We start from the raw sequence: 20118 nt of genomic DNA, 5'->3' as shown, positions 1-20118 counted from the left end.
CGATGCTTTGAGCATCGGACCCGCCCTTGACGCTGGTGCCGGCAGCCGGCTCACCAGGAGCGGCGCGTCGGTTGCCTGCGGCGACCGGCCGAGGCCGCAGAGGCAGCCGAGGCGGAGGCTGTGTGCCGGGCCGAGGAGGCCGACGACGCCGAGGCCATCTGCTGACTGGGCTGGATCGACGGCGGCGGAGGCGGCGGCGGGGCGTCCGGCCGATCAGGACTGCGGTGGCGTCCACCCGTTGACGCCGACACCGGCGTGAGATGGCGGGTCTGCTCGATGGAGGACTCCTCGGACAGCGGCGTCACGAGAGTCAGCCGCGGCTTGGACATCCGCCGGCGTCGAGCCAGGGTCTGCCGGCGCGAGGGCGCCTGCTGACGCATCGACGTCGAAGGGGAGGGGGAGTTGGTCTCGGAGGCCGAGTCCTGCGTGCGCGCCGCGACGCGTGAGACCTCGGCGGCGGCCGGGGGCTCGGGGGCCGACGAGGTCGGCTGGGCCCGGCGTCGGCCCGTCGTCGTCGGCAGGGCGGAGGCATCCTGCCAGCCGGCCGATGACACCGAGCGATCCGCCGAGGGCGAGGTGATGCGCCGTCGGACGGGCGTGCTCGGCGCGGAGCTCGACGTCGGCGCTGAGACGCGCCGGCGCCCGGTGGCCGGCGTGGTGGAGGCAGGGGAGCCGGCAGACGAGGTGACTGGTGCCGGGGCCGACGTCGGAGCCGGCGGGTACTGGTAGGACGGTCCCGCCGAGGGGGCGGAGGAGGCCGGGGAGGCTGAGGAGCCTGAGACGGTCTGTCCGGTGGGCAGGGCGGTGCTGCGCCGAGTGGGGCCGTCGGGTGCGCCCGGGAAACGGTGACTCCCGGAAGTCGGGGCGGCCGTGTAGGGCTGCACAGCGATCGACGGGGAGGCCGGCACCGTCAGGTCGGCGGGGGTGGGAAGCGGAGGGGGCAACGGCGCGTGCCTGTAAGAGGCGCTGGTCTCGGAGGCCGACTGGGACGAGACGGTCCCGGCCGAGATGGTCTCGGCCGAGATGGTCTCGGACGAGGCGCCCGGGGCGGGCAGGTCGGCCTGCTGGCGCTGCATGGCGGAGGTGATGCCGGAGGTGAAGCTGTGTGCCGGGTCCGGGGCGGAGGGCTGTACCGAGGACTGAGCGGAGACGGAGGCCGCCGAGGGTGACGACAGCGGCGCCGCGCTCATGGAGACGGGGCTCTGCGAGGCGGGGGAGTACGTCGGCATCGGGGAGGCCGGCGACGACAGCGGCGCCGGGGCGTGGGTCGGCTCCTGGGCGGAGGGCACCGGCTGGGCGGCCAGGTTCGCGGAGTCGGAGATCGCGGGCATGGCGGTCGTCTGCTGGGGCGACTGGGGCGACTGCGGGGCCGGGAAGGTCGGGGCCGGTGCTGATGAGGCCGTCGGCTGAGAGGCCGGTACTGGGGCCGACGTCGAGCCCGGCAGCATGGGCGCGGAAGCGGGGGACGGCATCGAGGCGGGGGCTGCCTGCGGGGCCATGGCGCCGGGGGCCGGGATGACGGAGGCCTCGGGGGAGGCCGGGACCGGAGACTGGGCCGGGAGCTGCTGATACTGGTAGGGCGGCTGCGCCTGCACCTGAGGCTGCGCGGGCGGCTGGCTCGGTCGCAGCAGGTCCGAGGTCTTCTGCCTCAGGGCGCTCAGCGTGGCCGCGGTGCGCCCGGGGCGGATCTCTGCGCCTCTGTCGGCGCCGTGGCCGCTGTCGCGCCGGTGACGGAACATCGCGTAGGAGACGGAGGCCAGAAGCCCCAGCAGCAGTCCGGAGATCGCCGCGGCCCGGGCGCCGGGTCGCTCCATGGTGGTGTTGGCCGGCGTGGCGGGCGAGGTGGTGCTCGTCGTCATGCCCAGGGCCTGCTTGCCCAGCAGCTCGCCGGAGGTGAGCTCCTTGTTGAGCGAGTCGGCCGTCGCCTGGGCCATGTCGACGGCCTTCTGCTTGCTGCTGGCCTTGGCGGTGATGGACAGGACCAGGGTCTCGGGCGGGTTGGTGACCGTCAGCGCGTCCGACAGGTCGGTGGTGTCCATGTTCAGGTTGGCCGCCGCCGGCTCGAGGACCTTCGGGCTCGTGGAGAGCTCCACGAGGGTCGGCATGAGGTCCTTGGCCTGGGTGGAGAAGGAGGGGGTCTCCTTGGACTTGGGCTGGATGCCCAGAGTCGTGGTGGCCATGGCCACCGGCGTCGTCGACAGGGCCACTCCCAGCCCGGCCAGGATGCATACGAGCAGGATGACGAGGCAGGCGACTAGGTTCCTGCGGATGGCGTGAAGGATCTGCGACGGCTGCACGCTGCTCCTCATCTGGTCTGGGGAAGATCTGGATCTGGTCGATACCGGCGGCCCGTCGGGCACCGTGGGCCGTGTGGCCCGGCGGATGCTGAAAGGCTACGGCCCAACCCTAACTGTAAGATCACGCTCAGGTCTCGGTGACTGTAGTAGCCTTCGCTGCGCCCCCGGCCACGCCTGGAATCCTCAGACGTGGGGGAGCGGGCGATGTGGTGAGTCTTTCACTGGAATCGTGTGATGGGTGAGGGTCCTGAGGACCCCCGTCCCCACAGTGAAGAAGACGTCGGGGTCGGCCCAATCGGGACGACGTCGACGGATTTCTTCCGGTCGGTCCTGACCTTGGTCAGGGCCGCCGAGGCCCTCCCAGCATCTTCCCGGGCATTTCTCACAGCGGTCCGGTGGCGGCTTGCCGTCCGGCCGGCCGGCCGCCGACAAACCACCTATCGACCACCGACCGACCACCGACTCGACTGCCGTGACATCACGGTGGACACGACACAACAAGGGAGGAACGATGTCCTTCGCCAGGACCCTGTTCATCGTCCTCCCTATGGTGGGCGTCGCCCTGGCGGTCCTCATCTTTGTGGCTGACCGCATCCACCGCCGCCCCATCGCCGGGGCCGCACTGGTCATGGGTGCCATCGGTTTCGTGCCGGTGTGGGTGATGATCCCCTTCGAGCCCAATGTGCCTCCGGCCACCTTGGCCTGCTTCCTGGTGGTCCTCGCACTCCTGCCCGGCTTCTCGTGGCGGCTGACCAGCGGTGACTTCATGGTCGCCACCGCCTGGTGCCTGGTGGGCCTGTCCGTCGCCGCGGGCTCGCCGCTCAACTACGTCCTGTCCGACGTCGTCTTCGGTGCCCTGCCCGCCTACCTCGCCGGACGGCTGCTCGTGGAGCGGCTCGGGCTGCGGCGAGTGGCGGAGGTCCTGGCCATCGTGTGGATCGTGGTGGCCGTGCTGGCGCTGTTCGAGGCTGTCACCACCATCAACCCCTTCAGCTACATCGCCATTGAGAACAACCTCTACGAGGAGTGGGCACCGCCCCTGGCCCGGGGCAGCTTCACCCGTGTCGAGGGGGCCTTCGGTCACCCCATCGCTCTGGGGGTGTGCCTGGCTGCCGGGATCCCGCTCATCCTGGCTGCGCGGTGGAGGCCCGGCTACCGGATCGCGGCCGGTGCCCTCGTCCTGGGGGCGACCATCCCGACCTTCTCCCGCTCGGCGATCGCCTGCGCCGTCATCGCCGTCATCCTCAGCCTCATGCAGGTGCATATCAACATCCCCGCCCTGTGGCGGATGAGCTTCCTCATGGTGCTGGTCGCTGTGGGCAGCGTGCTGCTGCCCTACGTCCTGGGCGTCTTCGACTCGGCCGGCCGCGAGCAGGAGGACTCCGCCGGCTACCGCGGCGACATCCTCGTCCTGGTGCGCCAGCTCAAGCCGCTGGGACTGTCCTCTTCTTATCAGAAGGTAGGGGACTCGGTGGCCTGGGGCGGCTACAGCTCCATCGACAACCACTTGCTCCTGACCGCGCTGCGCTTCGGGTGGATGCCTGTGGTGCTCGTCATGGTGGGGCTGCTGGTCTACGGCTTCAGGGCCGTCGTCCAGCGCTCCAACCCCGCGCAGATCGCGCTGCTCAGCCTCATCCCGGCCTACGGCACGGTCGCCTTCATCACCCAGATCGGCACAGTTGTGTGGCTCATCGCCGGCATGGCCGCCTCGGCGCAGGTCTCCGTCCTGCTGGAGAGCCGCAACAAGACCACGGGTGGGGGCGTGGGCGTCGTCGCCGGGCACGCCAACCCCTGGAACCAGGTCCGCAGCGGGGACTGGGTCCGCCGGGCCTTCATCGGCCGATCGGCCCGGCCCACCGGTGGTTCCGGGACGGGGAGTCACTAGACTCGCGGCCGTGCTCCTGACTGCGCTCCTGCCTCCGCTGCTCGCCGACGCCGATATCGCCCGCACCGTTCGCGCCGCCTCCTCCCGCTCGCGTACCGACCGCAGCCTCGTGGTGGCGCCGGGCGCCCGACCCGCCGTCCTGGCCGCCATGGCCCTGGGCGAGGAGGGCGTCCACCGGGTCGCCGGCGGTGACGTACCGGCGGCCGGCTCCTCCGAGGCCTCCGGTACGCCCCTGCTGGTCGTCACCGCCACCGGTCGCGAGGCCGAGGAGACGGCCCTGGCGCTGCGCAGTTACCTGCCGGCGCAGGATGTCGCCGTCATGCCCGCCTGGGAGACCCTGCCTCACGAGCGCCTCTCGCCGCGCGCCGACACCGTCGCCCAGCGCCTGTCGGTCCTGCGCCGCCTGGCCCACCCTGAGGAGGGCGGGGTGATCCGCGTCCTCATCGTCCCCGTGCGCGCCCTGCTGGCCCCCGTCATCGCCGGCCTCGGTGAGCTCGAGCCCGTCCAGCTGGCCCCCGGTCTGACCGTCGGTCTGGAGGAGACGGCCCGCCGCCTGGAGGCCGCCGCCTACACGCGCGTCGACATGGTCGAGTCCCGCGGCGAGTACGCCGTGCGCGGCGGCATCCTCGACGTCTTCCCGCCCTCCGAGCCCCGGCCCGTGCGCGTGGACTTCTTCGGCGACGAGATCGACGAGGTCTCCTCCTTCGCCGTCGCCGACCAGCGCACCATCGAGACGCTGGGCGCCGTCACCGCCACCGCCTGCCGCGAGCTGGTCCTCACCGACGCGGTGCGCGAGCGCGCCGCCGCCCTGGCCGACGCCGTCCCCGGCGCCGCCGACATGCTGGAGAAGATCAGCCAGGGCATCGCCGTGGAGGGCATGGAGTCCCTCGCCCCGGTGCTGGTTGAGAAGATGGTCCCGCTGCTGGACCTCGTCGGTGACCGGCTCACGGTGCTGCTGGAGCCCGAGCGGGTGCGCAAGCGCGCCGAGGACCTGACCGCCACCACCACCGAGTTCCTCGCCGCCGCCTGGACCTCGGCGGCCTCCGGCGGCACAGTACCGGTCGACCTGTCCGCCGCCGCCTTCGCCCACCTGGCCGAGGCCCGGGCCCTGGCCCTGTCCTCCAACCGAGGCTGGTGGTCCTTCACCGCCCTGGCCGCAGGCCCCGAGACCACCCGCCTGGACCTCAGCGACCCCCACACCTACCGCGGCGAGCTCGAGCGGGCCGTGGCCGACCTGGGACGGATGGCCCGCCAGGGCTGGACCGTCGTCGTGGCCACCGACGGGCCCGGACCCGGCCGGCGCATGGCCCAGCTCCTGGGCGACGGCGACGTCCCCGCCCGCATCGTCGACCAGCTCTCGGAGGTCGGCGAGCTCGGCCGCGACAGTGACTGGGTTCCCGACCCGGCCGCCCCCGCCGACGAGACCGACGCCTCGGCTGGCGCCCCGACGGCGGGTCCAGGCGACGGCGTCGTGCGCGTCACCCAGGCCAGCGCCGGCCACGGCTTCCTCGCCGAGGGCCTGCGCCTGGCCCTCATCGCCGAGTCCGACCTCACCGGGCGGGCCTCGGCAGGCCCCCGGGAGCGCCGCAGCCTGCCGGCCCGTCGCACCCGCCGCTCCGTGGACCCCCTGTCCCTGCACGCCGGGGACCTCGTGGTCCACGCCCAGCACGGGGTGGGGCGCTTCATCGAGTTGAGTCGGCGCACCGTGGGCGGGCCCCGCTCCTCGGCCACCCGCGAGTACCTCGTCATCGAGTACGCGCCCTCCAAGCGCGGCCAGCCCGGCGACCGCCTCCTGGTTCCCACCGACGCCCTGGACCAGGTCACCAAGTACGTCGGCGGCGACAGCCCCGCCCTGAGCAAGATGGGCGGCGCCGACTGGGCCAAGACCAAGTCCAAGGCCCGCAAGGCCGTGCGCGAGATCGCCGGCGAGCTGGTGCGCCTCTACGCCGCCCGCGCCGCCACCACCGGTCACGCCTTCAGCCCCGACACCCCCTGGCAGACCGAGCTGGAGGAGGCCTTCCCCTACACCGAGACCCCCGACCAGCTCTCCACCATCGACGAGGTCAAGGCCGACATGGAGAAGGCCCAGCCGATGGACCGGCTCGTGTGCGGCGACGTCGGCTACGGCAAGACCGAGATCGCCGTGCGCGCCGCCTTCAAGGCCGTCCAGGACGGCAAGCAGGTCGCGGTCCTGGTGCCCACCACGCTGCTGGTGAGCCAGCACGCCGAGACCTTCACCGAGCGCTACGCCGGCTTCCCGGTGACCGTGGCGGCCCTGTCCCGCTTCCAGGACGCCGCCGAGTCCGCCAAGATCCTTGAGGGTCTGGAGAAGGGGAGTGTCGACGTCGTCGTCGGTACCCACCGCCTCATCACCGGCCAGGTGAGGTTTAAGGACCTGGGCCTGGTCATCATCGATGAGGAGCAGCGCTTCGGGGTGGAGCACAAGGAGACCCTCAAGGCGCTGCGCACCAACGTGGACGTCCTGTCCATGTCCGCCACCCCGATCCCGCGGACCCTGGAGATGGCGGTCACCGGCCTGCGCGAGATGTCCACCCTGGCGACTCCGCCCGAGGACCGCCACCCGATCCTGACCTACGTGGGCGCCTACGAGACCAAGCAGGTCTCCGCCGCGATCCGCCGTGAGCTGCTGCGTGAGGGGCAGGTGTTCTTCGTCCACAACCGGGTCGAGGACATTGACGCCACCGCCGCGCGCCTGGCCGAGCTGGTGCCCGAGGCGCGCGTGGCCACCGCCCACGGGCAGATGAACGAGCACCAGCTCGAGGCCGTCATCGACTCCTTCTGGCGCAAGGAGACCGACGTGCTCGTGTGCACCACGATCGTGGAGACCGGGCTGGACGTGTCCAACGCCAACACCCTCATCGTCGACCGCGCCGACCGCATGGGCCTGTCCCAGCTCCACCAGCTGCGCGGGCGCGTGGGGCGCGGCCGAGAGCGGGCCTACGCCTACTTCCTCTACCCCTCCGACAAGCCGCTGACCGAGACGGCCCTGGAGCGCCTGCGCACCATCGCCACCAACACCGACCTGGGGGCCGGGATGCAGGTGGCCATGAAGGACCTGGAGATCCGTGGCTCGGGCAACCTGCTCGGCGGCGAGCAGTCCGGGCACATCGCCGGGGTCGGCTTCGACCTCTACGTGCGCATGGTCTCCGAGGCCGTGGCCGCCTACAAGAAGGCCCTGGCCCGCTCCGGGAAGGCCGGCGCCGACGCGATCGGCTTCGAGGAGGGCGATGAGGAGGACGTCGAGCTGCGCATCGAGCTGCCTGTGGACGCCACCGTCCCCGAGGACTACATCCCCCACGAGCGTCTGCGCCTGGAGGCCTACACGAAGTTCGCGGCGGCGCGCTCGGGGGAGCAGGTCGACGACGTCCTGGAGGAGCTGACCGACCGCTACGGGCCCGTGCCCGAGGCGACTGCCCGCCTGGCGGCCTTGGCACGCCTGCGGGCCCTGGCCGCCGAGCTGGGGGTGCGCGAGATCGTCGCCCAGGGCAAGTCGGTGCGCTTCGCGCCGGTGGACCTGCCCGAGTCGGCGCGCATGAAGGTCACCCGCCTCTACCCGGGCACCGTGCTGAAGCCCGCCACGCGCACCATCGTGGTGCCCGCGCCGGGCACCAACCGCATGGGCGGGGCGGCCCTGTCCGGCGAGGAGGTCGTGCGGTGGGCCGAGGTGCTCCTGCGCGCCGTCGTCCAGGGCGACACCTCCTACGAGACCGAGGCCACCACCTACCGCAAACGCCGCTGACGCACGTGCTAATGACTAGGGGAGCTTGATCGTCTCAACCGGTGATCCGGCCGTCCTGCATGGTCAGGACCCGGTCACAGGCCTCAGCCACCCGTGGATCGTGCGTGGCGATGATGAGGCTGCCGCCGTGACGAGTGCTCTGGGAGATGAGCAGTGACGTGACCCCCAGGGCGGTGGTGGAGTCCAGCGACGCCGTGGGCTCGTCGGCCAGGATGCAGTGCGGCCGGTTGACCAGGGCTCGCGCGACGGCCACCCGCTGACGCTCCCCACCTGAGAGCCGCGGGGGTGTGGTCGCCTCGGCCCAGCCGATCCCGACGTCGGCCAGGGCCTGTTTGGCTCGCTCGTGCCTGACCCTGCGCCTGATGCGGGGCCTGCTGTACTCCAGGGGAAGGGAGACATTCGCCAGCACGCTCAGATGGTCGATGACCGCGCCGCTCTGAGGGATGAGGCCCAGTAAGCGGTTACGGGTCCGGGCTCGCCCATCCGGGCTGGAGGGAGCGGGGACGCCATTGACGAGGACGCTTCCGGAGGTCGGTGGGATCGTCAGTGCCAGCACGCCCAGCAGGGTTGACTTGCCGCACCCGGAGGGCCCCATCACCGCTACCGACTCGGATCGGCCGATGGCAAGCGACGCCGAGTCGAGTGCGTGGACCGGCTGACCGCCACGGTGGTAGTCGACGCTGACCTCGATCAGCTCCAAGGCCCGCGTCATCGGACTGCCCCGGATCGCGCGAACTCGAATCGCACACGGCGGACCGTCGCCACGACAAAGACCAGGTAGATGACGAGGAGGGCACCCCCGGCTGCCGCTGCGGCGCCCCTCAACAGAGTGCTGGCCGCCAAGGCCAGAAGCGTCAGAGCCGGAAGCACCAGCATGCTGACGGCTAGGAAGGCCGCCAGGCGTATGGTGAGATGAGCCGACGTCGCGCCATAGAGATGACGCAGCAGCAGGTCGGCTCGTTCGCGTCGCAGCACCGACCGAATGGAGGCGCCGTAGGCGATCGAGACCAGGGCAGTCAGCCCCAGCAAGCCGACGCCGTGCATGGCAGCCCATACCACCAGCGTGCGGAAGCGCTCGGACTGATCGGCGGCCAACCGGTGCGGGACCAGAGCCAGCCGGTCCTGCCTGGCAGCCGTGATGAACTGCTCGGTGTCGTCGTCGGTGGCGGAGAGCAGAACCGTGCGCCACACGGCCTCCTCCTGCTCGGTGCCATCCAGGTGATCCAGGCTCGAGGGCGGCAGCGCGATCAGCACCGACCTGTCCAGGTCGATTCCCACCGCAGCCGGGTCGAAGAGCGAGGCCGACGACGGCGTTCGGCCCGCCACCGGCACGCTGCGACCTCCGACGTGCAGCGGTCCGTCCACGGGATGGGGGACCTGATCCCCAACCATGGCGCAGGGCGCTGGCGAGCAGAGCCTGGCTCCGGTCATGGCGTTTTGAGCGGCCTGCCCGACGACGATCACCACTGGATTGCCTCCGGCGAAGGAAGGGTCGCCGACCTCCACGTTGCTGAGGATCATCGTGTAAGCGGAGCCTGAGGCGATGCGATCACCCAGGTCCTCCATCAAACCAGTACTCGGATCGTTGTCCAGATCGCCGAGGTAGTAGGGCGTGAAGGTGGTGGCGTCGAGCTCGCGCAGACGCTGGGCCGCCATGACCACTGACGACTGGGTCATCACCTCGGCCAGTGTCATGGTGAGGATGGCGCTGACCAGCGTGAACATGAGAGCGATACCCGCGGTGCTCCCACGGTGGCGCCATGCGGTGCCCAGAGCGCCCGCGATCTCGGTGTGGATCATGCTCCGACACCTCTGAGCTCGAGATGCAACCAGATGGCGAAGGTGAGCCGGCGTGCCATCCACAACACGGCTCCGCCCACCACCGCCCCCACGGCCAGGACCCCCAGCTCCGGCAGTGCGGGAGGAGCCTGGGCGACCAACGCCGTCGCAGCGCCTGCTCCCAACGCTCCGACTGCGGTCCCCGCGATGACCCGAAGCAGCTCCCGGCCACAGCGCTCGCGGACCAGTGCCGCCTCGGTGGCGCCGATCAGGCGACGCAGCCGGATCTCTTCGCGTTGCTCAGGCAGCGACAGTGCCAGGGACATGACGGTGCAGACGATCCCCAGAGCGGCGAACAGTGCGGCCATGGCCACTGTTGAGTCGCGCACCAGTGACACCAGTGCCGGTTGCCGCCGGGTGCTCTCGACTGTCAGCCCGGACTCCTCCAGCACAGAGCCGACACGTGCGATCAAGGCCGGGTCCGTGGTCCCCAGGAGCAGCTGGCCGGTGCCCAACGGCGCGCTACCAAGCGGCTCTACAAACTGAAGACTGCTGGTCGATGGCGTGACTCCCGGGACGCTCACGGTGCCGAGTACGGTGCGCCCGGGAGGTGCCAGCGGAGCCTGTCCACGTGCCCTCCACACAGTGCCCGAATAGGTCCCGTGGATCGCGAAGAGACCGGGGCGCGAATCGGTATTCAGTGGGCCGGTCCAGTCGATGCGCTGCTTGGGGTCGAGGACCACGAGGATGGGGTCACCATCGCCCTGAGAGGTCTTGACCATACTGACGCCCTCCTCAGTGAGAAGTGCCTGCAGTCGTCGGGCGGCCGTGAGCTGCTGTTCCTCGGTTGTGGAGCGAGCCGAGCTGGACAGCGTGAGGGTCGTCGTCGGCCCAGGCATGCCGTAGGTAGCGGTTGACCGAGTCTGACCCCACCACAGCACCGCCAGAGCCAGGAAGGCGACCAGCATCCCGTAAACGACTGACAGTACCCCGCCTGCCGACCTGCCGACATGAGGGAGGAATCTGACTCTTGCGCTCGCCAGGCGGGGAGCGGACAGGCTGCGATCCTCGCAGCCGGCGACTCTGGTGGGTGGGCTGATGAGCGAGTACCTCCTTGGTGGCTACCCCGCATGCTGATGGGCAGATGGCAGACGTGTGAACAGAATGCGGCCGACCAGCCGTTATCTCACATATATCCACGGTGCCGTGCCGAAACCGCTCGCGCAACCGCTGGCCACTGCACGAGGGTCGGGGGCTACTAGGGGAGGGATGGGTCTACTCCACGCAGCTGGGGCCATCGTGCAGTACGCACAACCCCCGACCAGTAGACCCCCGCCCTCGTGGAGTAGACCGACCTTCGTGCAGCACGTGTGCAGGATGTCCGGAACCGCGCCGGTGGGCGGCGGCGGACCGGCTGCGTGCGTCGTCGCAGGTGGAACGGTAGGGTCTGGGGCAGAAATGTTGTGACACCATGTCGCCCTCCGGCGTCGTCCCCTTCCAGGAGCAGACCGTGACCCGAAGCCTTGCCGCACGCACGCGCGTCCTCGCCGCCAGCGCTGCACTCCTCCTTGCCGTCGGGGCGCTCGCCGGCTGCTCCGACCACCCCGGTCAGGTGGCCGACATGCACTACACCGGCCTGGACGGGGCCCGCCACTCCGTGGTCGTCAGTGAGAAGGACGTCGACGTCGTGGTCAAGGAGCTGGACTCCGCACTCGGTTGGGAGAACCTGGTGCGTCAGGGTGTGAATCGGTCTGAGATCGTGAACGGCCTCGTTCAGGCCCCTGTTCTGGTTGAGGTCGGCCAGGCCCATGGCCTGACTGTCACTGACGCGCAGATCGTGCAGCTGGTCAAGGAGCGGCTGGGTTTCCAGCCCCGCAAGCCGGAAACGCTCACCTACCTGCGGGCGAGTTTGTTGAACGGCCAGTACCAGCAGCTTTCTCAGCACCCGGAGCAGGCTGGGCAGCAGGGGAAGGTCGCGCTCGCCGACCTGGACAAGGTTCGCGGCACGCTGGACGGTGACCTCTCCCCGCGCTACTCGAATAAGGCTCAGACCTGGTTGACCCGAACCGATCCCCGTCTGGAAGCCGGCAACAACCCCTTCGGCGGTGGCCTGCAGCAGGCTCCCCAGCAACAGCAGCAGGACCCACAACAGCAAGCCCCGCAGCAGGGTGGCCAGCAACAGGCTCCCCAGCAGCAGGGTGGTGGCCAGCAACAGCAGCAGCCTCAGCAACAGGCTCCCCAGCAGGGCGGACAGCAGCCCGCCGACTCCGGCCAGACCGACGGGCAGGGCCAGACCGGTCAGGGCGACGGTGCTGCGGGCGAGGCCGGCCAGGGCGCCGAGCAGCCCGAGACCAGCGGCCAGTAGGGCCGCGCAGAGCCCCCAGGACGACGGCGGAACCCAGGGACCGCCGTCGTCCAGTGTTTCTCGCCGGGCGTGAACACTGTGCAATCCTCAGGACCATGGCCCTCGTGGTGGGGGAGTCGGCCCGCTAGGCTGATCCTGCATTCGGCAGTCGCGCGCGAGCGTGCCCGACGCCGACGACCGCATCACGATCCCCTCAGCAAGGAGCACCAAGTGGCCCTCATCGAGAACGTTCACGCCCGCGAGATCCTCGACTCCCGTGGCAACCCGACCCTCGAGGTCGAGATCCTCCTGGAGGACGGTGCTTCCGCTCGCGCCGCCGTCCCCTCGGGCGCCTCCACCGGTGCCTTCGAGGCCGTTGAGCTGCGCGACGGCGACAAGGGCCGCTACGGCGGCAAGGGCGTGGAGAAGGCCGTCGACAACGTCAACGACATCATCGCCCCCGAGATCATCGGCTTCGACGCCGCCGACCAGCGTGGCCTCGACCAGCTCATGATCGAGCTCGACGGCACCCCCAACAAGGGCAAGCTCGGCGCCAACGCCATCCTCGGCGTCTCCCTGGCCGCCGCCCAGGCCTCCGCCGAGTCCGCCGGTCTGGACCTGTTCCAGTACGTCGGCGGCCCCAACGCCCACGTCCTGCCCGTGCCCATGATGAACATCCTCAACGGCGGCTCCCACGCCGACTCCAACGTGGACATCCAGGAGTTCATGATCGCCCCCATCGGCGCCCCCACCTTCCGTGAGGCCCTGCGCATGGGCGCCGAGGTCTACCACGCCCTCAAGGCGGTCGTGAAGGACCGCGGCCTGTCCACCGGCCTGGGCGACGAGGGTGGCTTCGCCCCCAACCTCGACTCCAACCGCGAGGCCCTCGAGCTCATCGTCGAGGCCATCGAGAAGGCCGGCTACAAGCCCGGCAAGGACGTGGCCCTGGCCATGGACGTCGCCTCCTCGGAGTTCTTCGACGACAAGACCAAGACCTACCAGTTCGAGGGCGAGGCCCAGGACACCGCCTCGATGGTCGAGTACTACAAGCAGCTCATCACCGACTTCCCGATCGTCTCCATCGAGGACCCGCTCTCCGAGGACGAGTGGGACGACTGGAAGCACCTCACCGAGCAGATCGGCGACAAGGTCCAGATCGTCGGCGACGACTTCTTCGTCACCAACCCCGAGCGCCTCGCCAAGGGCATCAAGCTCGGCGCCGCCAACGCCCTGCTGGTCAAGGTCAACCAGATCGGTTCCCTGACCGAGACCCTCGAGGCCGTCGAGATGGCCCACCGCGCCGGCTACAAGACGATGACCTCCCACCGTTCCGGTGAGACCGAGGACGTCACCATCGCCGACCTGGCCGTGGCCACCAACTCCGGTCAGATCAAGACCGGCGCCCCCGCCCGTGGCGAGCGCGTCAACAAGTACAACCAGCTCCTGCGCATCGAGGAGGCCCTCGGCGACGCCGCGGTCTACGCCGGCGCCGGCGCCTTCCCCCGCTTCCAGGCCTGAGCCTGACAGCGACCTGCCGACGTCGAGCCGCTGACTGACGCGACGCCTCAGCCGCGACTCGACGACGACGCACCCCACCGCTTCGGGGCAGACGGGTTCTCCCGCCTGCCCCGAAGCGTTGTCTACGGAGCAGTGCCGCAGCATGGCCGTGAGGGGCGGGCCATGACCGAAGCGTGAGCAACGCGCCCGGTGGGGTGCGCTGTCTCCTGTGCCCTGGTGAGGCAGGATGCCGGTATGACTCCACGCCGCCCCTCCTCCAGCCAGTCCGGGACGCGCCGCGTCGCCGGCGGCGCCCGGCCCCGCCAGGTACCGGCCGAGAGGGCGGCCTCCGCGGCCGGGTCGGGCTCCGGCTCGTCCGGCTCCCGGCAGCGGGGCCTGCCGACGGCGGTGCCCGAGCGGACCCTGCCGCCCCGGGTCGTCATCCTGGCGGTCGTGTGCCTGCTGGCCTTCGTCGTCATCTTCACCTCCCTGCGCGCCTACCTGTCCCAGCAGGCCCAGTACGACGCCGTCGTCGACAGGATCAAGGAGGCCTCCGACACCTCCACCACCCTGGAGAATGAGCTGGCCCAGTGGAAGGACGACACCTACGTGCGCTCCCAGGTCCGTGAGCGCCTCGGCTACGTCATGCCCGGAGACACCAGCTACGTCGTCGTCGGTGCCGACTCCATGAAGGAGACCGAGGCCGGCGGCGGGGCCACCCCGGGCTCCCCGGACGCCCCCTGGTACGAGGAGCTCCGGGACTCCTCGCGGGCCGCCGGCCAGGCCAACAGCACCGCCCCAGCAGGATCGAAGGGTGGGACGGACGGCAAGACCCTCAACCCCGCCCAGAAGGAGCTGCCGACCGGGGAGCCCAACCAGACGCCGTCGGATCCGCCCAAGACCACACCGAAACCGGCCGTCACCCCGCAGACGAAGGAGACCCCGTGAGCCCCACGCCCCAGACGCAGGAGCCGGTGTCGTCGGCCGACCTCGAGGCCCTGGCCGAGCAGCTGGGGAGGGTACCGCGCGGAGTCGTCGCCATCGCGGCCCGCTGCGTGTGCGGGCGCCCCACCGTGGTGCGCACCGCCCCGCGCCTCGACGACGGCACCCCATTCCCGACCAGCTACTACCTCACCCACCCAGCCGCCGTGAAGGGCTGCTCCACCCTGGAGGCCGAGCACCTCATGGAGACCTTCAACGCCGCGCTGGCCGACGACGCCGAGCTGGCCGCCGCCTACGCCGCCGCCCACGACGACTACCTGGCCCGTCGCGCCGAGCTCGGGCAGGTCCCCGAGATCGAGGGGGTCTCCGCCGGCGGCATGCCCACGCGCGTCAAGTGCCTCCACGCCCTGCTCGGGCACACCCTGGCCGCCGGAGCCGGCATCAACCCCATCGGTGACCGCACGCTGGAGGCCCTGCGCGAGCGCGGACTGTGGGATCCTGAGCGCTGCTCCTGCTGAGCGGCAGGGACGCCCTGCTCCTTCCCTTCCCGACCGAGCCCAGGAGGCCGCCACCATGACCCGCGTCGCCGCAATCGACTGCGGCACCAACACCATCCGCCTCCTCATCGCCGAGGCCCACCGTGACGACTCCGGGCGCCCCCGCCTGGAGGTGCTGCGCCGCCGCAACGAGATCGTGCGCCTGGGTCAGGGCGTGGACCGCACCGGCCTGCTCGACCCCGAGGCCCTGGAGCGCACCCTGGCGGCCGTGGCCTCCTACGCCGCCGACTGCGCCGAGCTGGGCGTCGTCCCCGGGGGCGACGTGCGGCGCTTCGTGGCCACCTCCGCCACCCGCGACGCCCGCAACCGCGAGGACTTCGTGGCCGGGGTCAGGCGCCTGCTGGGCATTGATCCCGAGGTCGTCAGCGGCCAGGAGGAGGCCCGGCTGTCCTTCACCGGCTCGCTCCTGGGCGCCGGTGAAGAGGAGGGCACGCCGGAGCCGGGGGAGTGCGAGCCGGCGCCGCGGCTCGTCGTCGACCTCGGGGGCGGCTCCACCGAGCTGGTCCTGGGTGTGGATGAGCCCAGCGCCGCCATCAGCCTGGACACCGGCAGCGTGCGTATCACCGAGCGCTTCCTGGCGGCCGGCGTCACCCCCGAGGCTGAGGCTGCGGCCCGGGCCGAGGTGCGCGGCCTGCTCGATGAGGCCGAGCGGGTTGTCGACCTGTCCGCCCCGGGGCGGCTGGTCGGCCTGGCCGGCACCATCACCACCGTCACCGCCCACGCCCTGAACCTTCAGGCCTTCGATCCGCAGGCCCTGAACGGCGCCGAGCTGAGCCCGCAGGCGGTCCTGGCCTCCTGCGAGGCGATCATCCACTCCACGCCCGAGCAGCGCGCCTCCTGGGGCTACCTGGCCCCCGGCCGCCGCGACGTCATCGCCGCCGGGGCTCTCGTGTGGAGCGAGGTCGTCACCCGCGTCGTGGAGCGGACCGCCGCCGCCGGGCGCCCGCTAGCGCACGTCACCACCAGCCTCTACGACATCCTCGACGGCATCGCCCTGTCGCTCGTGCCCGAGCCGGGGCCGGCCGAAGGGACCCCGGCGTGAGCGCGACGTCGCTGACCTGGCGCGGACGCAGCATCCCCGGCCCCGGCGGCCTGCCCGCCGTGGCCGTCTCCCTGACCGGGCCGAGCCTCACCCAGGCGCGGACCCAGGCCCGCAGCGCCGTCGACGCCGGTGCCGATGTCCTCGAGCTGCGCGTGGACCTGCTGGAGGAGGCTGGCGCCCTGGCCGCCCCCGACCCGCTGGACGCGGCCGCGGCCGCCGCCCAGGTCTTGGATTGCCTGCGGGGGCTGGGGGAGGCCATTGCCGCCGACGGTGCTGACGCCGATGCCGGCGCCCCGGTGCTGCTCACCTGCCGCACCGCCGCCGAGGGGGGCCGGGCCCAGTTGGACGACGCCTCCTACGGCGCCCTTCTGCGCTCCGTCCTCGACGGGCTCGCCGACTGGGCGCCCGAGCGCCGCCCGGCCGCCATCGACGTCGAGGTCCAGCGCGGCTGCCTGCCTCAGGTCTGCGAGCAGGCCCACGCACTGGGTATCGACGTCGTCGCCTCCTTCCACGACTTCGAGGCCCCCCCCGCCGATGAGGTCCTCGAGGAGGTCCTGGCCCGCATGGCCCGCGAGGGCGCGGACCTGGCCAAGATCGCCGTGTGGCCCACCAGTGCCGACGACGTCGCCCGCCTCCTGGGAGTGTGCGCGCGGGCCACGGCGGGTGCGGGGGCGCGCAGCGGCCTGGGTGTGCCCGTGGCGGCCATGTCCATGGGGGCGCTCGGGGCGGTCAGCCGTGTGGCGCCGACCTTCGGGTCGGCGCTGACCTTCGCCGTCGTCCCCGACGAGCAGGGGCAGGCCCGGGCCTCCGCACCCGGCCAGCTCCCGATCCAGGACGTGCGCCGCTGCCTGGAGCTGCTGCGGGTCTGATCGATGTCCGTGCCCGCGCGGTCGTAGGGTAGGTCGCGCTGTCGAGGGGTAAGGGTACGATCCCGGCACCTACGGTACGAACGCGCGGAGCCGGCGCGAGTTAGACGTCGAGCCTGCGCAGGAGCCGCGCGGGCGGAAGGGCACCATCCTCGATGTAGGCGCGGAAGACGGAGGCTGCCTGCTCGCCGGTGAAGACCTCCTCAGGGTGCAGACGCAGGGAGAAGGGCTCGGGACCCCCGTTGTCCCAGGTGATCGTGGTCCACGCTCCAGGATCGGCGACGGGCTCGCGGGCCACGGTGTAGTGCTCGTAGGAGTCGTCCTCGTGGGTCACGCGGATCTCAACGCTCATGGCGGCCGCCGAGCCGCCGCACTGGATGAAGGTGGCTCGCGCCGGGGAGGACTCCGGAACCTCGTCGATGTGCGACGTTCCCTCGGGCAGTGCCCACACCACGACGGCGAAGTGCCTTGTGCCGTCCAGGTAGGCGGGTGAAGTGAGCTTGCGGGCGACCTCATCGGCGACGAGCTGCGGGGTCTGGGGCTGCAGGAAGACGTCGATGGGACCGTTCCTGCCGACGATGTACTCGGCGAAGTACCTCATGGTCTGCTCTCTGGTAGTCGGGTGCGGGAGTGCTGCCGGCGTTGTGAGGCGCTGGCGGGCTCGGGGCCGTTGTCCTGCGGATGATCTCAGTTCCCCACCCGTTGAGTGTCCACATGGCTGGGATATGGGGACAAGTGCCCGCCTCCGGCCGCCGCGAGCACGGGCCTCCGGCTGCACGGCGCGAGTAGTCTTCGCTGCACCCGCGGTGTCTTGCGACGGGCCTGGTCGCAGGCGGGAGCGAAGGAGGCGGGCATGGCCGAGCACGGGCGGCGCGACGTCGTCGGCATGGGGCTCGCCGGTGGAACGGCACTGGCGCTGGGTGGATGCGCCCCAGCGCAGGCCGGCCGGTCGCGGTCGAGTGCGACGCCGACGTCGGATGGTCGTTTCGCGAGCTTCGCCGAGTACGTCCCCGTGACGCTGGAGATCCGTACCGACCTGGGGCGCCTCGACAGACGCATGCCGGGCGTCACCATCTCCTCGGCTCACTGGGTCATGCAGTACTGGCAGGAGAAACGTGAGGTCCTGCCCCCACAGGACCGCCCGCTATGGGTGCACGGGGTGATGACCCTCGATCCCGCCAGCAGCCGGGCCCTCGTCGAGGCATCGAGTGGGAAAGCCGATCCGCTCCCGGGGATCTACCCCGACCTGCGCCAGTACGTCCCCGAGGGAAAGGTCTTCACCACGGTCCCGAAGGAGAAGGCCGATGCGATCCTCGACATCGAGCACATGATGCAGGATGACCCGAGCCGTTTCGAGTCGCCCTCCTTTGACACCGAGCAGGTCGCCATCTGCGCTGACGTCAACCTCCTGATCCTCATCGCGAGGGAATGGCATACGTGACGCGGCTGAGCGGCTGCAGGCCTGCGGCCCGCGCGTTCGTAGGGTAGGTCGCGAGGTCGTGCCTTCAACCCTCGACCGCGCGACCTAAGGATCGATCGCGCGAGCCGGTCCGGCCTTGCGGGGGCTCGTTGCCTGTGACTGGCCCTGCTGGCCTGCCGGCCTGCCAGCCCACCGGACCCGCCAGGTGGGGCGCCTCACCGGCTGCGCGGCTGTTCGCGCGCCCCGCCCATGCCGTAGTCTTGCCCACGTTGCCCCGGCGAGGGACGCGCCAGCACGGCGCGCATCCGTGATCGACGTGGTGGTACCTGGCGGTACTGCGCGTCGTCGCGCCCAGCCGGACCACCATCAGCCGCGGGGCACCGGGCCCCGCCTCATCCGCAAGGAGAGCCACATGGCCAACAACGCCATCACCCTCAAGGCCCAGGACCGCACCGAGTTCGGCAAGGGCTCGGCCCGCCAGGCCCGCCGCGCCGGCCAGGTCCCCGCCGTCGTCTACGGCCACGGCACCGAGCCCCGCCACCTCCTGCTCGAGGAGCACGCCACCCGCTTGGCCCTGCGCAGCAACGACAACGCCCTGGTCGAGCTGGACATCGCCGGCGGCGAGACCCTCCTGGCCCTGGCCAAGGACGTGCAGCGCCACCCCATCCGCCCCGGCGTGCAGCACGTCGACTTCCTCCTGGTGGACCGCAACGAGCGCGTCGACGTCGAGGTCCCGGTCACCGTCATCGGTGAGGCCGCCCCCGGCACCATTCACATGATCGAGGCCGCCACCGTCATGGTCTCCGCCCCGGCCGTCTCCGTGCCCGAGGCCATCGAGGTCGATGTCACCGGCGTCGCCGCCGGCACCGTCCTGACCCTTGCCGACATCGCCCTGCCCAAGGGTGTCGAGGCCGTCGCCGACGCCGAGACCGCCGTGGTCAACGTGGCCAACGAGCACGCCGTTGCCTCCGAGGTCACCGAGGACGCCCCCGCTGAGGCCGCCGTCGAGGCCGAGGCCGAGTGAATCGCGCGTGACTGACATGTCCAGCCATGACGACGCGCCGGCAGGCGCCTCCCGCACCACCCGTGCCGCCCGCGCCGGGCTCACCCCGGGGTGGGGCGCATGAGTGAGGCCTGGCTCGTCGTCGGGCTGGGGAACCCCGGGACCCGGTACGCCCGCAACCGCCACAACGTCGGCTACATGGTGCTCGACGTCCTGGCCGAGCGCACCGGGTCCCGGTTCTCCCAACACAAGAAGGCCCGCGCCCGCGTGGCCGAGGGCAGGCTGGGCATGATGCCCGGCGGAGCCCCCGGCCCCCGCGTCATCCTGGCCGAGCCCTCAGTGCTCATGAACCTCTCCGGCGGCCCCGTGGCCGGGCTCGTCTCCTACTACGGGATCGACCCCGCCAGCCGCCTGCTCGTCATCCACGACGAGCTCGACCTGCCCGCCCACGAGCTGCGCCTCAAGCGCGGCGGCGGCGAAGGCGGTCACAACGGCCTGCGCTCCATCAGCAAGTCCGTCTCCACCAAGGACTACGCGCGCCTGCGCATAGGCATCGGCCGCCCGCCGGGCCGCCAGGACCCCTCCGACTTCGTCCTGTCCGACTTCCCCGGCCGTGAGCGCGCCGACCTCGGCGTCACCCTGGAGCAGGCCGCTGACGCCGTCGAGCAAGTCGTCACGGTCGGCTTCGACGACGCCCAGCAGCGTCTCCATGCCCCCCGCTGAGGG

At 71.3% G+C, this 20118-nt stretch carries 16 protein-coding genes; 11 read left to right on the top strand and 5 right to left on the bottom strand.

What is annotated here, in order from left to right; all coding sequences use genetic code 11:
- Positions 1–50: 50 nt before the first annotated feature.
- Positions 51–2297 (bottom strand): chain-length determining protein, encoded by a 2247-nt coding sequence (locus HMPREF3165_RS12530; protein WP_070513997.1) that lies wholly within the window; start codon positions 2295–2297, stop codon positions 51–53.
- Between the two features lie 511 nt (positions 2298–2808).
- On the opposite strand from HMPREF3165_RS12530, the gene HMPREF3165_RS12525 reads away from it, so the two are divergent.
- Entirely contained in the window at positions 2809–4182 is a 1374-nt protein-coding gene (locus HMPREF3165_RS12525; RefSeq protein WP_070513995.1) for a hypothetical protein, read from the top strand.
- A gap of 10 nt (positions 4183–4192) precedes the next feature.
- A complete protein-coding gene (gene mfd / locus HMPREF3165_RS12520) occupies positions 4193–7942 on the top strand; it encodes a transcription-repair coupling factor (RefSeq protein WP_070513993.1) in 3750 nt (1249 codons plus the stop codon).
- Between the two features lie 34 nt (positions 7943–7976).
- Here the strand turns inward: mfd and HMPREF3165_RS12515 are convergent, their stop codons facing one another.
- From HMPREF3165_RS12515 to HMPREF3165_RS12505, 3 genes are read right to left on the bottom strand one after another with little or no spacing between them, the layout of a single operon-like run.
- Positions 7977–8654 carry an ABC transporter ATP-binding protein gene (locus tag HMPREF3165_RS12515; protein ID WP_070513991.1) on the bottom strand — a complete coding sequence of 226 codons (678 nt, stop codon included), beginning with the start codon at positions 8652–8654 and terminating at the stop codon, positions 7977–7979.
- Positions 8651–9742: a hypothetical protein gene (locus HMPREF3165_RS12510; RefSeq protein WP_070513989.1), complete on the bottom strand. Its 1092-nt coding sequence runs from the start codon at positions 9740–9742 to the stop codon at positions 8651–8653. Before HMPREF3165_RS12510 ends, HMPREF3165_RS12515 begins: the two co-directional genes overlap by 4 nt.
- On the bottom strand, positions 9739–10689 hold the full coding sequence (locus HMPREF3165_RS12505; protein ID WP_070513988.1) for a hypothetical protein: 951 nt from the start codon (positions 10687–10689) through the stop codon (positions 9739–9741). Before HMPREF3165_RS12505 ends, HMPREF3165_RS12510 begins: the two co-directional genes overlap by 4 nt.
- 503 nt (positions 10690–11192) lie before the next feature.
- On the opposite strand from HMPREF3165_RS12505, the gene HMPREF3165_RS12500 reads away from it, so the two are divergent.
- The 6 genes from HMPREF3165_RS12500 to HMPREF3165_RS12475 all read left to right on the top strand — a co-directional run bounded on the left by HMPREF3165_RS12500 (position 11193) and on the right by HMPREF3165_RS12475 (position 16972).
- Positions 11193–12086 (top strand): hypothetical protein, encoded by an 894-nt coding sequence (locus tag HMPREF3165_RS12500; protein WP_070513986.1) that lies wholly within the window; start codon positions 11193–11195, stop codon positions 12084–12086.
- A 210-nt stretch (positions 12087–12296) separates the two neighbouring features.
- Positions 12297–13583 carry a phosphopyruvate hydratase gene (gene eno / locus HMPREF3165_RS12495; protein WP_070513984.1) on the top strand — a complete coding sequence of 429 codons (1287 nt, stop codon included), beginning with the start codon at positions 12297–12299 and terminating at the stop codon, positions 13581–13583.
- Between the two features lie 234 nt (positions 13584–13817).
- Positions 13818–14510 (top strand): FtsB family cell division protein, encoded by a 693-nt coding sequence (locus HMPREF3165_RS12490; RefSeq protein ID WP_070513982.1) that lies wholly within the window; start codon positions 13818–13820, stop codon positions 14508–14510.
- On the top strand, positions 14507–15022 hold the full coding sequence (locus HMPREF3165_RS12485) for a DUF501 domain-containing protein (RefSeq protein ID WP_070513980.1): 516 nt from the start codon (positions 14507–14509) through the stop codon (positions 15020–15022). The genes HMPREF3165_RS12490 and HMPREF3165_RS12485 overlap by 4 nt, the downstream gene beginning before the upstream one ends.
- 55 nt (positions 15023–15077) lie before the next feature.
- Positions 15078–16103, top strand: coding sequence for a Ppx/GppA phosphatase family protein (locus tag HMPREF3165_RS12480; RefSeq protein ID WP_070513978.1), 1026 nt, complete (start codon positions 15078–15080; stop codon positions 16101–16103).
- Positions 16100–16972, top strand: a complete 873-nt coding sequence (locus tag HMPREF3165_RS12475; RefSeq protein WP_070513976.1) for a type I 3-dehydroquinate dehydratase — start codon at positions 16100–16102, stop codon at positions 16970–16972. The genes HMPREF3165_RS12480 and HMPREF3165_RS12475 overlap by 4 nt, the downstream gene beginning before the upstream one ends.
- A gap of 100 nt (positions 16973–17072) precedes the next feature.
- On the opposite strand, the gene HMPREF3165_RS12470 is transcribed toward HMPREF3165_RS12475, so the two are convergent.
- Complete coding sequence (locus tag HMPREF3165_RS12470) at positions 17073–17570, bottom strand: NTP pyrophosphohydrolase (protein ID WP_070513975.1); 498 nt, start codon at positions 17568–17570, stop codon at positions 17073–17075.
- A 252-nt stretch (positions 17571–17822) separates the two neighbouring features.
- On the opposite strand from HMPREF3165_RS12470, the gene HMPREF3165_RS12465 reads away from it, so the two are divergent.
- The 3 genes from HMPREF3165_RS12465 to pth all read left to right on the top strand — a co-directional run bounded on the left by HMPREF3165_RS12465 (position 17823) and on the right by pth (position 20115).
- On the top strand, positions 17823–18410 hold the full coding sequence (locus HMPREF3165_RS12465; protein ID WP_083303324.1) for a hypothetical protein: 588 nt from the start codon (positions 17823–17825) through the stop codon (positions 18408–18410).
- Positions 18411–18801: 391 nt separating this feature from the next.
- The gene (locus HMPREF3165_RS12460; RefSeq protein ID WP_070513973.1) at positions 18802–19413 is read left to right on the top strand and encodes a 50S ribosomal protein L25/general stress protein Ctc; all 612 of its coding nucleotides are present in this window, start codon (positions 18802–18804) and stop codon (positions 19411–19413) included.
- 99 nt (positions 19414–19512) lie between these two features.
- Positions 19513–20115, top strand: coding sequence for an aminoacyl-tRNA hydrolase (pth, locus tag HMPREF3165_RS12455; RefSeq protein ID WP_070513971.1), 603 nt, complete (start codon positions 19513–19515; stop codon positions 20113–20115).
- The last annotated feature ends 3 nt before the right edge of the window (positions 20116–20118 follow it).

This window comes from Actinomyces sp. HMSC08A09 (assembly GCF_001807465.1).
In the GTDB taxonomy this organism is placed as follows: Bacteria; Actinomycetota; Actinomycetes; order Actinomycetales; family Actinomycetaceae; genus Actinomyces; species Actinomyces oris.
This window is presented reverse-complemented; position numbering and strand designations above follow the sequence as displayed.

Excerpts from the sequence above, each read along its gene's own strand:
- HMPREF3165_RS12525 (WP_070513995.1), top strand. The coding sequence starts at position 2,809 with ATGTCCTTCGCCAGGACCCTGTTCATCGTCCTCCCTATGGTGGGCGTC.
- HMPREF3165_RS12515 (WP_070513991.1), bottom strand. The coding sequence starts at position 8,654 with ATGACGCGGGCCTTGGAGCTGATCGAGGTCAGCGTCGACTACCACCGT.
- HMPREF3165_RS12510 (WP_070513989.1), bottom strand. The coding sequence starts at position 9,742 with ATGATCCACACCGAGATCGCGGGCGCTCTGGGCACCGCATGGCGCCAC.
- HMPREF3165_RS12505 (WP_070513988.1), bottom strand. The coding sequence starts at position 10,689 with ATGCTGGTCGCCTTCCTGGCTCTGGCGGTGCTGTGGTGGGGTCAGACT.
- HMPREF3165_RS12500 (WP_070513986.1), top strand. The coding sequence starts at position 11,193 with ATGTCGCCCTCCGGCGTCGTCCCCTTCCAGGAGCAGACCGTGACCCGA.
- HMPREF3165_RS12490 (WP_070513982.1), top strand. The coding sequence starts at position 13,818 with ATGACTCCACGCCGCCCCTCCTCCAGCCAGTCCGGGACGCGCCGCGTC.
- HMPREF3165_RS12480 (WP_070513978.1), top strand. The coding sequence starts at position 15,078 with ATGACCCGCGTCGCCGCAATCGACTGCGGCACCAACACCATCCGCCTC.
- HMPREF3165_RS12470 (WP_070513975.1), bottom strand. The coding sequence starts at position 17,570 with ATGAGGTACTTCGCCGAGTACATCGTCGGCAGGAACGGTCCCATCGAC.
- HMPREF3165_RS12465 (WP_083303324.1), top strand. The coding sequence starts at position 17,823 with ATGGCCGAGCACGGGCGGCGCGACGTCGTCGGCATGGGGCTCGCCGGT.
- HMPREF3165_RS12460 (WP_070513973.1), top strand. The coding sequence starts at position 18,802 with ATGGCCAACAACGCCATCACCCTCAAGGCCCAGGACCGCACCGAGTTC.
- pth (WP_070513971.1), top strand. The coding sequence starts at position 19,513 with ATGAGTGAGGCCTGGCTCGTCGTCGGGCTGGGGAACCCCGGGACCCGG.